Annotated in this window: 12 protein-coding genes; 4 read left to right on the forward strand and 8 right to left on the reverse strand. The window is 65.6% G+C overall.

Features of this window, described 5'->3' with window-relative positions; translation table 11 throughout:
- From IV091_RS14125 to IV091_RS14140, 4 genes are all read left to right on the forward strand, one after another.
- A partial coding sequence (locus IV091_RS14125) for a hypothetical protein (RefSeq protein ID WP_293469809.1) occupies positions 1 to 271 on the forward strand: 271 nt, incomplete at its 5' end.
- Positions 216 to 1376 (forward strand): Fic family protein, encoded by a 1161-nt coding sequence (locus IV091_RS14130; RefSeq protein WP_366807009.1) that lies wholly within the window; start codon positions 216 to 218, stop codon positions 1374 to 1376. The genes IV091_RS14125 and IV091_RS14130, both read left to right, overlap by 56 nt.
- Positions 1377 to 1503: 127 nt before the next feature.
- Entirely contained in the window at positions 1504 to 2079 is a 576-nt protein-coding gene (locus tag IV091_RS14135; RefSeq protein ID WP_293469813.1) for an NnrU family protein, read from the forward strand.
- Between the two features lie 223 nt (positions 2080 to 2302).
- Positions 2303 to 2974, forward strand: coding sequence for a hypothetical protein (locus IV091_RS14140; protein WP_293469815.1), 672 nt, complete (start codon positions 2303 to 2305; stop codon positions 2972 to 2974).
- A gap of 171 nt (positions 2975 to 3145) precedes the next feature.
- Here the strand turns inward: IV091_RS14140 and IV091_RS14145 are convergent, their stop codons facing one another.
- The 8 genes from IV091_RS14145 to clsB form a co-directional block, all read right to left on the reverse strand.
- Complete coding sequence (locus IV091_RS14145; protein ID WP_293469817.1) at positions 3146 to 4852, reverse strand: AarF/UbiB family protein; 1707 nt, start codon at positions 4850 to 4852, stop codon at positions 3146 to 3148.
- Between the two features lie 115 nt (positions 4853 to 4967).
- A complete protein-coding gene (locus IV091_RS14150) occupies positions 4968 to 6095 on the reverse strand; it encodes an OmpA family protein (RefSeq protein ID WP_293469819.1) in 1128 nt (375 codons plus the stop codon).
- A gap of 171 nt (positions 6096 to 6266) precedes the next feature.
- Positions 6267 to 7556: an ice-binding family protein gene (locus IV091_RS14155; RefSeq protein WP_293469821.1), complete on the reverse strand. Its 1290-nt coding sequence runs from the start codon at positions 7554 to 7556 to the stop codon at positions 6267 to 6269.
- Positions 7557 to 7793: 237 nt separating this feature from the next.
- Complete coding sequence (gene minE, locus IV091_RS14160; RefSeq protein WP_293469823.1) at positions 7794 to 8057, reverse strand: cell division topological specificity factor MinE; 264 nt, start codon at positions 8055 to 8057, stop codon at positions 7794 to 7796.
- A gap of 6 nt (positions 8058 to 8063) precedes the next feature.
- Positions 8064 to 8879 carry a septum site-determining protein MinD gene (gene minD, locus IV091_RS14165; protein ID WP_293469825.1) on the reverse strand — a complete coding sequence of 272 codons (816 nt, stop codon included), beginning with the start codon at positions 8877 to 8879 and terminating at the stop codon, positions 8064 to 8066.
- A gap of 93 nt (positions 8880 to 8972) precedes the next feature.
- Positions 8973 to 9743 carry a septum site-determining protein MinC gene (gene minC, locus IV091_RS14170; protein ID WP_293469827.1) on the reverse strand — a complete coding sequence of 257 codons (771 nt, stop codon included), beginning with the start codon at positions 9741 to 9743 and terminating at the stop codon, positions 8973 to 8975.
- 249 nt (positions 9744 to 9992) lie between these two features.
- Positions 9993 to 11012, reverse strand: a complete 1020-nt coding sequence (locus tag IV091_RS14175) for a YbhN family protein (RefSeq protein WP_293469829.1) — start codon at positions 11010 to 11012, stop codon at positions 9993 to 9995.
- Positions 11009 to 12301, reverse strand: a complete 1293-nt coding sequence (clsB, locus tag IV091_RS14180; RefSeq protein ID WP_293469831.1) for a cardiolipin synthase ClsB — start codon at positions 12299 to 12301, stop codon at positions 11009 to 11011. The genes IV091_RS14175 and clsB overlap by 4 nt, the downstream gene beginning before the upstream one ends.
- Between the last annotated feature and the right edge of the window lie 109 nt (positions 12302 to 12410).

Raw genomic sequence — 12410 nt, forward strand, 5'->3', positions numbered from 1 at the left:
CTGCGCCCTGCATGGGTTGTTTGGCTGTAACGCCGGGGTCGCGATGCAGACCCCTCAAAGTGCGCAGCGAATTGTTGAATCTTCATGCGGCGGCGTCGTGCAAATAAAGTCGCAAAAATTACCGCAGCATTCTAAAAATATTGTTTGGCGACATAGACTTAATCATGTCTATCAAGTTGCAAAAATTATCCACAGAAAATCATCTTTCAACCGCGTTGCCTTGGCTGCCGGCCGAGCCGCTGCTGGCGCCGTTGCTGGAGCAGGCGCATGACCTGCAGCAGGCGGCGCAGCGGCTGGCGGGCGTGGGCGTGCCGGTGGAGCTCAGGCGGCTGTTGCGGGCGATGAATGCGCATGACAGCCTGGCGCTGGAAGGGTTGCAGGTGTCGCCGCTGGACGTGGAGCGGGCCTTGCGCAGCGGCGATATGCCGGGTTCTGTTGATGGACTGGATGACGCGGGGGTGCGGCGTGTTGTCGCGTACATGGACACGCAAGCTGCGCTGGAGGCGCGCTGGGGCGGCTGGTCTTGCCAGAGGATCTGGTCGGCGCAGATGGTGCGCGACATTCATCAGGATTTGTTTGCGCGCCTGCCGCAGGCTGACTTGGTGTTGCCCGCGGGCCAGGCGATGGTGCCGGGCGCGCTGCGCAAACGTGCGGCGGGCGTGGCGCTGCATGCGGCGCCTGCGCCGGCCGCAGTGGGTGGGCTGCTGGCGCACTGGGGCGCGGCGTACGGCGGTGTGCGGCGCGGCGAGCTGCAACTGGTGGCGGTGGCGGCGTCGCACCACCGGCTGGCGTGGATTCACCCGTTTCCCGATGGCAACGGGCGCGTGGCGCGGCTGCACACGCACCTGGCCCTGGGCGCGCTGGGCCTGACACAGGGCTTGTGGTCGCCGCTGCGCGGATTTGCGCGCGGCGACCAGGCTTACCGTGCGCAACTGGCTGCGGCCGATGCGGATGGCTCGGCCGGGCGCGCGGGGCAGTCGCTGGCGGCGTGGGTGGCCTATGTACTGGCGCTGTGGCGGGACCAGGCTGTGATGATGTCCGGCCTGCTGGACCTGTCGGGCATGAAGGACCGGATTGCGGCTTGCCTGGCCTATGAGGAGAACGTGGTGCGCCAGGGCGTGCGCAGCGCGTCGCTGCGGGCGCTGCATTACCTGCAGCTGACGCCGTCGGCGCTGGAGCGCAGCGACTTCAAGGCGCTGCTGGGGCTGGGCGAGCGGCTGGCCACGGCGCAGGTGACGGCGCTGCTCAAGCGCGGTTTGCTGGCCACGGATTCGCCGCACGGCAAGCTGCGTTTTGGCGTGCCGCAGCATGCGCTGCGTTTTTACTTTCCGGGGCTTTGGCCGCAGGCCGAGGCGGGCCGTGGTGCAGTGCCGTAGCGGCCCAAAGCGCCCACTGAACCGGCGCGTGCAGCTACAAAGTAAATAGCAGCTTGCCGGCAGCGGGTGTCCGCCCGGGCGCGGCAGCGCCGCATAATCAATTCATTTTTTGCGGGGACGCGACACTATGGGCATGCTGATGTTGGGACTGGTTATTTTTTTGGGCGTGCATTCCATACGCATCGTGGCCGACGGCTGGCGCACGGCCATGGTGGCGCGGCTGGGCGCGTCGACCTGGAAGGGCTTGTACGCGGTGCTGTCGGCCGTGGGCCTGGGGCTGGTGGTGTGGGGTTTCAGCCTGGCGCGCAAGCAGCCGGTGGAGATGTGGTGGCCGCCGTCTTTCATGCGCCATGTGGCGTGGCTGCTGACGCTGGTGGCCTTTGTGCTGCTGGCGGCGGCCTATGTGCCGCGCAACGCCATCAAGGCGCGGCTGCATCACCCGATGGTGCTGGCGGTGGCGGTCTGGGCGGTGGCGCATTTGCTGGCCAACGGCAATGTGGCGCATGGCGTGCTGTTTGGCAGCTTTTTGCTCTGGTCGCTGCTGAGCTTTCGCGCCGCGCGCGGGCGCGACCGTGCTGCGCAAACGGTTTACCCGGCGGGCACGGCGGCGGGAACGGTGATGACGCTGGTGGTGGGCGGCGCGGCCTGGGCGCTGTTTGCGTTCTGGGCGCACGGGGTCTTGATGGGTATTCGGCCGGTCTGAGCGCGACGGCGGCGGCAGAACGTGTTGCGTCTGCTGACAGGCGCTATACACAAGCGGCCTGACCCTTTCATATGGTGAATACAGGACCGATTGTTTGCGCTCACTTACGGTGGAACGCCTTTAAAGAAAGGGCTTCGCATTGACTTACAAAGTCAACAAAGCGGAAACGGGGCCGAAACGCGGGGCACAGAAGATGAAGCCTTCTTCAACAGCAGGAGCTTCAATGCCCAGTTTCAACAACATTCCTTCCTCTAATGCTCAGATTTCTTCCCGCATGGCCCGTCCACGGCTGTCGCGGGCCTTGCCCTCCTTGCTGGTGCTCACCACCGCGTTGGCATGGGGCGCTTCAGTGCACGCCGCCGGCCTGGGGCTTGATGGCAGCATGCCCGGTGCCGCGGTGACGGCCGGGCCTGCATTGGTCGGAGGTGCGGGGGTCGGTGTTGGCCTGGGTCTGGGCGCCAATACCGCCGTGCAGCCCGCTGGCGGCACGGCCAATGCTGGCGTGGGTCTGGATGCCGGTGTGCGCGCTGGCGTCAACGGCAACGTGACGGCTGAGCAGCGCATGGCGGCTACGGGCGCTGCCGCCTCGGCTGGTGCGGGTGCACAGGTTGACAGCGGTGTGAACGCTTCGGGCGCAGTCAACAGCGTGACCAGTGGCGCCGGCCAGCTGCTGGGCGGTGTGCGGGGTACCGGGCAGGCTGCGGGTGACGCGGCAGTCCAGGGCGGCAAGCGGGTGACGCAGGTTGCGAAGGCGAAGGTCAAGTCTGGCGCAAAAAGTGCCAACCAGGCCGCGGATGCCGGCGCCGGCATGACGGCGGGCGGCAATGCCACACCGAGCATCAACGCCAACGTCAAGGCGGGTGCCGCCGTTCAGGGCAATGTGCCGGTGCGCTAACCGGCGGTAGTGTCCGCTCAAAAAGCAGCACTTGCCGAAAGGCAGGGGCTGCTTTTTTTCTGGAATTTTCGCAGCGACGCAGGCCACCTATGCCCCGGCTCCGCATGGCACCTTCCCCCAAAGGCGGGAAGGAGAAAATCGGGGATGGTGCGTTGTTGGCCGGAACTCGCGTCAGTCCAGGTCGTCGGCGTCGCTGCCCCGGTTGCTGCGCCAGATGGCGCGCACCAGCCAGAGGCCGCCCAGCATGGCACCCATAAAGCCCAGAAACCCGAAGATCGGCAGGCCCAGCAGGGTGGGGCCGCCCTTGACGGTCATGACAATCGATGAGCCGATGATGAGCGCGGCAATCACCAGCGCCAGGGTCAGGCGGTTGGCGGCGCGGTCTATCTGGTTGCCTACGCGCTTGAGGTGCGCCAGCTCGATGCCGACATGCACCCGGCCGCGCCGGGCGTTGCGCAGCAGGCGCGACACATCGTGCGGCAACTGTTCGGCCACAGCCAGCGTGCGGCGCAGGGTGTGCCAGGTGCGGGCGGCCAGTACCCTGGGCTGCAGGCGGGCACGCGCCACCCGGCGCAGCAGCGGCTCGGCTTCGGCGGCCATGTGAAAGGCGGGGTCCAGGCCGCGGCCCATGCCTTCCAGGCTGATGAAGGCCTTGATCAGCAGCGCCAAGTCTGGCGGCAGGCCCAGCCGGTGCTCGCGCAAAATGCCGGTGACGTCAGACAGCATCTGGCTCAGGTTGAGCTGTGCCAGCGGGGTGCCGTGGTACTGGTCGACAAAGGCTTCGATCTCGGCTTCCAGCTGCGCCGGGTTCACGCTCTGCTCGTCGCCGGTCCAGTCGAGCAGCACGTCGACCACGGCCTGCGGCTGGCGCTCAACCAGGCCCAGCATCAGGTCCAGCACCTCTTCGCGCCGCCGCGTCGACAGCCGCCCGACCATGCCGAAGTCGATGAAGGCGATGCGGTTGCCGGGCAGGTAAAACACGTTGCCGGGGTGCGGGTCGGCATGAAAAAAGCCGTCTTCGACGATCATCTTGAGCACGGCCTGGGCGCCGCGCCGGGCCAGCAGGGGGCGGTCAAAGCCGGCTTCGGGTGTCAGCTGCGCGAGCTGGCTGCCGGGCACGCCGCCCACGTAGTCCTGCACGTTGACGCGCTCGCCGGTGTGCGCCCAGTGCACGCGCGGAATCACGATGTCAGGCAGGCCGGCCAGGTTGGCGGCAATGCGTTCGGCATGGCGGCATTCGGCGGCCAGGTCCAGTTCGCGCCGCAGCGACCTGGCAAACTCGCGCACCAGCTGCTGCGGCTGATAGGGCTTGAGCGTGGGCATTTCGGTTTCGGCCAGCGCGGCGACGTGGCCGAGCAGGCGCAGGTCGGCCTCTATGACCTCGGTGATGCCGGGGCGGCGGATCTTGACGATGACTTCGCATCCGCCGTGCAGCTGCGCGCGGTGCACCTGGGCAATCGAGGCAGCGGCCAGCGGCGCGGTGTCAAAGCGGGCGAATACGTCTTCGAGTTCGCCGCCCAGGTCTTCGCGCAACTGCGGGCGCAACTGCTCCAGCGGCACGGCGGGCACATGGCTGTGCAGCTTCTCAAACTCGGCAATCCACTCGGGCCCAAACAGGTCGGCGCGGCCGGCCAGAATTTGCCCGAGCTTGACAAAGGTGGGGCCGAGTTCTTCCATGGCCAGGCGTACCTGCACCGGCGGCGCGAGGCGGGCCAGGTCGGCGGCCGAGTCCCAGCGGATGGCGTGGCCGGCGCGCTCCAGCTTGTCGGCCAGGCCGAGGCGGCGCACGCTCTCGGCAAAGCCGTGGCGAATCAGCACACCGGCAATTTCGTTCAGGCGGCGCATGTCGCGCGCAGCGCTCAGGGTCTCTATCAGCATGGCCGGATGATAGCCCTGCGGTGGCCCGTATGGTGGGGCGGCTCAACGCAAAAAGGGCAGCGGATGCATGTCCGCTGCCCTTTTGAATGGCGCTATGGCCCGTGGGGGCCGGCGTTTATTGCACGCGTCGCTCGATCGTGATTTGCTCGACTTCCACGCGGCGGTTGGGCTCCAGGCATTTGATCAGGGCCGTGCGGTTTTTGTCGCTGCATTCAACCACCGGATTGGCTTCGCCCTTGCCTTGGGCGTTCAGGCGGTTGGCGCTGACGCCCTTGGCGCTCAGGTAGTTTTTGACGGCATTGGCCCGGCGCTCGGACAGCGCCTGGTTGTAGCTGTTGGAGCCCAGGCGGTCGGTGTAGCCGGTGATGACCACGTCGTTGACGGTGCTGTTGGCGGCGAGGGCGCTGGCGATTTCGTCGAGCTTGGGTTGTGGTGCCCGCAACTCGGCGCTGTCAAAGGCAAACAGTTCGGTGGCCGACAAGGTGTACTTTTCAAAGCGCGGCGGAGGTGGCGGCGGTGGCGGTGCCACGACGACGGGCGCGGGCGCTACCGCCACATAGGCGGGTGCGGCCACATAAGGGGCCGGTGCTTGCGCTTTCGGGCCAAAGCGGTAGATCAGGCCGACCGAGTACAGGTCGACGTCACCCTTGTTGCCCACGGCATCGTTGACGCGGTAGCGCTCGCCCTCCAGGCGCATCGCGAGTGAATCGGTGAACGCATACTGAAGGCCCGCGCCAAACTTGTAGTTTGTGGCGTTTTTGCTGGGGTTGGGGTTGGTGACGCGGACGGCGCCCGTGCCGCTGAAGTTGTCGCGGGTTTGCGCGTAGTTCACGCCGACACGGCCAAAGACCGAGAACTTTTCAGTCACGGGCAGCGTGCCCACCAGGTCCAGGTTCAGGCCCCTGACCTTCATGGAGCCGTTCAGCGTGCCCGGTGGAACCGTGGTGGCGGTGTAGCCGAACTTGCCGAGGTCGAAATAGCCGCCTTCCACCGCAAAATTCTTGTTGAGCTGGTAGCCGCCAAAAATCTTGAAGCCGGTGGAGCGGTCGTCGTCGACGATGGTGGCGGAGGTAAAACCATCATTCAACAGGCCGCTGCGGATGCGCGCGTCGTCGATGGTGGCCCGGGACTGGCCGACGTTGGCGCCGCCGTACCAGCCGGTGTCTTGCGCCATGGCCAGGGGGCTGAGCAGGGCAGCGAATGCTGCCAGGCCCAGGGTTCCTGATGCGGTTCTTGATTTCATGTTGTTCTCCAGGAGGGTTCTAAAAACGCTTGTGCTTGTGTCTGCTGCGTCGTTCATTGATTCAAACTAACCGGGCAGTGGGTGGCGCTCACTGCGCACCACCCGAACTACAGGTATTTCAGGCTGACACGGCCTGCGGTGTGACCGCAGGCCGTACGCCTTCTTGCTGGCTTACTGGCAGGTGGCTGGGCCACTTGAATGGCCCGGCACGGAAACCACGTTGCCGTCCAGCACAAATGCGCCGTCGGTCGATGCACCGGCAAACAACCGGCCGCAAGAGTTTGCGCCCACTTGCATCGTGACGTCGCTACTGGCAAGGATGTTGCCCTGCCACGTCGTGCCGGTGGTGAGCGTTGCGGCGCTGCCAGCCCACCAGTAAACGTTGGATGCCTTGGCCCCGTTGATCAGCAGGATGCGGGCGTTGGGCGCGGTACCGACGGTGCTTGAGGACTGGAACACGAATTCCGCGTTCGCGTCGCCTTTGGCATCGAGCGTGAGATCACCTGTGACCAGGATCGATGTGCTGGACTGATAGACACCAGGAGCGAAATAGTTGTCGCCCGTGACCGGGGCATTCCCGGCGGGTGCGCCCAGGGTCGTGCCTGCCGGAATGGCGGTGGCGCCGACCAGGATGGCGGGCGACAGTGCGATGTAGGTTGCCCGCAAATCGGCCTTCACCTTGCCTGACGTGACACCTGCATCCGGGAATAGCGGGCTGGCCACCGCGCCGTTGAGCGTGGGGGCCTTGCCGGCGCAAAGACCAAACGTGCCCGCCGCAAGAACGGACTCGGCATTGCATGTCGCCTGGGGATCCAGCACGACATTTCCGTTAATCGTGGTGGCTGCCGCGTTGGTCACGCCGGCAGTCGCTGCGATGGCGTAGGTCGCGGCCAGGCCGAGGTCGAACGATGAAGGCGCAGTTGCAACCAGGGCGGCGGCGGTCTTGAAGTTCCAGGTGTAGGTGCAGCCAAGCAGGGTACCCGTGCCGTTGGCGATGGGTGCCTGGATTACCGCCGTGTAGGCGGTGTTGGCCAGCAGTGCCGATGCGGTGGTCAAGGTGGCGACCTTGCTGACATCGTTGTAGCCGACCGAGGCCGGTATAAGCGCGACGCCTCCGGTGGGGGCGAGCTTGAAGGTGGCGGCATTGATGGTTGCCGCGTTCATGGATTCGCTGAAGGTGGCCGTGACCTGTTTGCCGCCGTTGGCCACGCCGCTCGTGCTGGTCGACGCCGTCAGGCTGCCGTTCGCAGGGTTGGTGAGGGTGACTGATGGGCCAGCGACCGGGCACACCGCGCCGGGGGCGATGGCGCCCGGTGGTGCCACGAGGACCATGTTGGAAACGTCTGCGCCCAGCACGGGATCGCGTCCGCCATCACCGCCGCCGCAGCCCGCGGCAAGCCCGCTCAGGAGCAGGGCTACAGACCAGCCCAGGGTTTTTGAATGGCCATTGAATTTTTTCATGCTTTTTTCCTGTGAGGCGCAAGTCCGACCCTGGAAGATGGGCGACCAGGAACTGCGGTATTTCGCCCCCTGAGTGTGCGCGGCTGAAACTTCCAGCCGTGTAGGCGGAAAGCCTGCGCGTTTGCAAGGGAAAGTAAGAAGTGCAAACGGGCCTTGCGCCCTTTCAGGTCGCTTCAGCCAGGAAAATTGCCGCCGCAGCCTGGCGGCCGGGGGCTTTTGATGGGGGCGCCGGCCGCCTTATTTAGGCTCTGGCAGTTCGATCTTGACTTCGAGCACGTCCAGGTTTTCCTGGCGTTCCAGGTTGACCTTGATGTCGTTGGGATTGATGTTGATGTACTTGGAAATCACCGCAATCAGGTCGCGCTGCAGCGCAGGCAGGTAGTCGGGTTCATGGCTGCTGCGGCCCGAGCGTTCGTGCGCCAGGATGATTTGCAGCCGTTCTTTGGCGACGCTGGCGGTTTTTTTCTTTTCGCCGAGCAAAAAAGACAGAAATGAAGCCATGGCGCTTTATTTCCCCCCGAACAGGCGTTTGAAAAAACCGGGTTTTTGCGCGTCAATGAAGCGCATCGGCTTGTCTTCGCCCAGAAAGCGGTCAATCACGTCCTTGTAGGCTTCAGACACATCGCTGCCTTCCATGTGCACGGCGGGCACGCCCTGGTTGGACGCTTGCAGCACGGCCTCGGATTCGGGAATGACGCCAATCAGCTTGATGCGCAGGATGTCCTGGATGTCTTCGAGCGACAGCATCTGGCCCTGGTCGACCCGGCTCGGGTTGTAGCGGGTGATGAGCAGGTGCTCCTTGATGGGCTCGCCGCCGTCGATGGCGCGCTGGGTCTTGCTCGACAGCATGCCCAAAATTCGGTCGGAGTCGCGCACCGAAGAGACTTCGGGGTTGGTCACGACCAGCGCTTCGTCGGCGAAGTGCATGGCCATGAGCGCGCCGGTTTCAATGCCGGCGGGGGAGTCGCAGACGATGTATTCAAAGTCCATGGTGGCCAGGTCCTTGAGGACTTTTTCGACGCCGTCCTTGGTCAGCGCGTCCTTGTCGCGCGTTTGCGAGGCCGCCAGCACGTACAGGTTCTGGCACTGCTTGTCCTTGATCAGCGCCTGGTTCAGCGTGGCTTCGCCCTGGATGACGTTGATCAGGTCGTAGACCACGCGGCGCTCGCAGCCCATGATGAGGTCCAGGTTGCGCAGGCCGACATCGAAGTCGATGACGGCGGTTTTATGGCCGCGCAGCGCCAGGCCGGATGAAAAGCTGGCGCTGGTGGTGGTTTTGCCCACGCCACCCTTGCCGGAGGTGACCACTATGATTTTTGCCATCTGAGAAAAGTCCTTTTGAAGTCGGTAAGGGGTGGGGTGGTCAGGGTTGGACCGTGCAGGCACCAGGCGCCTGCAGCGCAGCGCACAGGGGGATCATGCCATCACGTTCATGACAAGCTTGTCGCCGCCGGGGCCGGGCACCAGTTGCACCTGCACCGGACGGCCTGCCACACCGGGCGGCAGCGGGTGCTCGCTGGTGCGGTAGACGCCGGCAATCGACAGCAGTTCGGCTTCCAGCGCGAGTGCAAAGATGCGCGCGTCGGTGTTGCCGCGCGCGCCGGCCATGGCCTTGCCGCGCAGCGGCGCATAGACATGGATGTGGCCGTCGGCAATGACTTCGGCGCCGGCATTGACCATGGCCAGCACGATCAGGTCGCGGCCACGCGCATAGACCTGCTGGCCCGAGCGCAAGGGCTTTTCAATCACCAGCGCGCCTTGCGGGGGGGCGGCTGGTGCCTGGGCTGCGGCTACAGGGGCTGCGGGCGCTGCGGCGGGCCGGGGGGTGACCAGGTGCGCGTCGGGTACGGGCAGCAGGCCGGCTTGCAGCGCCGCGGCCATCTGCGCGGGGTTGCCGCCTTTGACGGCCACCGGCACCAGCTGGTAGGTGCCCAGCAGGGCGATCAGGGTTGAAAAGTCGATTTCGCCCACGGGCTTCCCGCTGGCCCTGGCCGCCGCTTGCAGCGGCGACAGGTCGATCATCAGCGGGTCCTGGTCGAAAAAATCGGGTACGTCGCCAAAACGCTGCGTCAGTTCGCGTGAAACGGCTGCGAGGTCGGTGGACTTGAGCAGCAAGGCGACCAGCGGCAGGTTGGCACTTTTGATCTCAAAAGTGGCGGGTGTGGTGGCCTGTGTGGCAACGGTCATGGGCAATGCGGGCCTTTTTGTCAGCGTGGTGCGGACAGGTCATGACGGCGAGGCCATGACCCGGGGATGCCCGAGGGTAGCGCAGGAACTGCCGGATGCACGCGCCAGTGGCACGCCATTTGTGAGCGTATGAAACGCGCCGCTTGCGCGCGCCCGGTTCGGCTCGGGGCGCTGCGTGCTGCCGGGAAAGCGTCGGGCATTGACTGCATGCGAAGGGTGCCTATGTAAAAACAGACAGTAATAAAAACATTATCCCGGAACTTCAGGCCGCTGCGGCTGCTGCTGCCGGGTCCGGGCCTCCATGACAAGGTAGACCAGGCTGGCCACGCCCAGCGGGGCAATGAAATAAATCAGCCGGTAAGCCACCAGCGCGGCCAGCAGTTCATGCCGGGGCATCTGCTGCGACAGGAGGGCGACAAACACGGCCTCCAGCACCCCCAGGCCGGCCGGGATGCGCGTGATGACGCCAGCCACGGCGGCCAGCAGCAGCGCACTGAGCACGGCTGAAAACGCGATGCGTTGCTGCAGCAGCACAAAAATAATGCCCGCCATCAGCAGCCAGTTGCCGGCGCCCATGAGCAGCTGCAGCCCGGCCATCCGGAACGTGGGCAGGTCAATCGTGTGGCCGCGCACCTGCAGCGTGCGCTGGCGCGAAAAAGCGCACACGCTCAGGTAAGCGGCGGCGGCGGCGAGCAAGACCAGGCCGATCAGCCGCAGATGGATGGCGGCTATGGGCCAGCTGGCGGGCAGGCGCAGCGGCTGCAGGCTGAACACTGCCCCGGCAAGCAGCACGTATCCCATCCAGTTGGCCAGCATGCTCAGCGACATGATGCGCGCGATGACGCCGGTGCGCAGCCCCAGGCGCGAATACAGGCGGTAGCGAAAAGCCACCCCGCCGACCAGTGAGCCCAGGTTCAGATTGAAGGCGTAGCTGATGAAGGTGATGGTCATCACGGTGGGCGCGCTCAGCGTGTGGCCGGTGTAGCGGCGCCCCAGCAGGTCAAAGCAGCTGTAAAGCAGCAGGCTGGTGGCGGCCAGTGCCACGGCGCCCCACACGGCGGTCCGCGGGTACTGCTGCAGCGAAAGAAACACCTCGCCCCAGTCGATGGTGCGCGCGCGCGACACCAGCAGGCTGGCCACCAGCACAAAAAACACGGCAGCGGCGCCGCGCTTGAGCCACGGCCACCAGGCTTTGCTGCTAACGCTCTGCCGGCCACCGGGCTTGCGGTGCGGCCGCCCGGGGCGGTGATGCGCGCGCCTGGGTTTCATGGGGGGCTAGACCGGACCGGACCGGACCGGTCGGCGACGGGGGCTTCGGGGTTGGCGCGCGGCGTGGCGGGCATGGCCAGGGTGAGGCGCGGCGTGTGCGCGGGCAGCCAGCCGGCCCAGGCCGGGTAGCGCCGCAGCAGGTGAAACACAAAAAAGCTGCGCACCGAGCGCCACCAGCTCCACGTCACCAGGTCAGTGGGCAAGATCTGGCGGCAGTCCTGCGCGATCAACTGGTCCAGCCGCGCGCTCAAATACTGGTTGAAGGCGCGGTCCTTGATGATGACGTTGGCCTCCAGGTTCAGCGACAGGCTGAGCGGGTCCAGGTTGCTGGAGCCGACCGTGGACCAGGCCTCGTCGGCCACGGCCACCTTGCCGTGCAGGGGCCGGGTGTTGTATTCAAAAATCCGCACGCCAGCGCTCATGAGGTGGTGGTAAAGCATGCTTGCAGCGGTCTTGACAATGGCCATGTCGGGCTCGCCTTGCAAGATGAGCTGCACCTCCACGCCGCGCTGCGCGGCCCGGCGCAGTTCCTTGATCAAGCGGTAGCCGGGGAAAAAATAGGCGTTGGCAATCACAATGCGGCGGCGCGCGGCCCGGATGGCGATGCGGTAGTGCTGCTCGATGTCCTTGGTGTGCGAGCGGTTGTCGCGCGTCACAAAAATGGCTGACGCCTCGCCCGCCGGCGCCGGCGTGGCGCGTCGCCAGGGCTGGGCGAGTTTTTGCGCCTGGGCCGAAAGGCCTTCCCGCAGCCGGCCGCTCAGGCTGGTGGCCGGCTCGCGCTGGTCCTCTGCCAGCGCCTGGTGCACATACGCGTGAATGTCGGCCACGATGGCGCCTTCTATCTCGACCGCATAGTCCTGCTTGGCGGTCGGGCCGAAGTCGGCCAGGTGGTCAGCCGAGTAGTTGAGGCCGCCTACAAAGGCCCGCTCGCCGTCCACCACCACAATCTTGCGGTGCATGCGGCGAAACAGGTTGGTGCGGTAGCCCCAGAGCTTGGGGCTGGGGTCAAACACATGCACCCGCACACCCGCCTGCGTGAGCGCCGAAATAAAGCCGGGCGACAAGTCGGGCGAGCCGTAGCCGTCAACCGTGATGTCGATCTGCACGCCGCGCGCGGCCGCCGTGAGCAAGGCGGCATGCAGCGCCAGGCCTACCTTGTCTTCAAACAGGATGAAGGTTTCGAGCACGACCTCGAATTGGGCGGCGGCAATGCACGCAAAGACGCGCGGAAAGAATTCCTCGCCGTTTTCAAGCAGGCGGAACTGGTTGCCGCTGATCCATCGGGTCATAAGCCATTCCGAAGCGCCAAAGTGGGGCTGTTGCAAGGAAGCTCAGCCGCCTCTGGGGGCAGCGCAGTACGCGAGGCGACAAGCGTGGGAGCCGCGAACGAAGCGCCGG

Origin of the sequence: Polaromonas sp. (assembly GCF_018780625.1) — a bacterium.
In the GTDB taxonomy this organism is placed as follows: domain Bacteria; phylum Pseudomonadota; class Gammaproteobacteria; order Burkholderiales; family Burkholderiaceae_C; genus Polaromonas.

Excerpts from the sequence above, each read along its gene's own strand:
- IV091_RS14135 (WP_293469813.1), top strand. The coding sequence starts at position 1,504 with ATGGGCATGCTGATGTTGGGACTGGTTATTTTTTTGGGCGTGCATTCC.
- IV091_RS14140 (WP_293469815.1), top strand. The coding sequence starts at position 2,303 with ATGCCCAGTTTCAACAACATTCCTTCCTCTAATGCTCAGATTTCTTCC.
- IV091_RS14145 (WP_293469817.1), bottom strand. The coding sequence starts at position 4,852 with ATGCTGATAGAGACCCTGAGCGCTGCGCGCGACATGCGCCGCCTGAAC.
- IV091_RS14150 (WP_293469819.1), bottom strand. The coding sequence starts at position 6,095 with ATGAAATCAAGAACCGCATCAGGAACCCTGGGCCTGGCAGCATTCGCT.
- IV091_RS14155 (WP_293469821.1), bottom strand. The coding sequence starts at position 7,556 with ATGAAAAAATTCAATGGCCATTCAAAAACCCTGGGCTGGTCTGTAGCC.
- minE (WP_293469823.1), bottom strand. The coding sequence starts at position 8,057 with ATGGCTTCATTTCTGTCTTTTTTGCTCGGCGAAAAGAAAAAAACCGCC.
- minD (WP_293469825.1), bottom strand. The coding sequence starts at position 8,879 with ATGGCAAAAATCATAGTGGTCACCTCCGGCAAGGGTGGCGTGGGCAAA.
- minC (WP_293469827.1), bottom strand. The coding sequence starts at position 9,743 with ATGACCGTTGCCACACAGGCCACCACACCCGCCACTTTTGAGATCAAA.
- IV091_RS14175 (WP_293469829.1), bottom strand. The coding sequence starts at position 11,012 with ATGAAACCCAGGCGCGCGCATCACCGCCCCGGGCGGCCGCACCGCAAG.
- clsB (WP_293469831.1), bottom strand. The coding sequence starts at position 12,301 with ATGACCCGATGGATCAGCGGCAACCAGTTCCGCCTGCTTGAAAACGGC.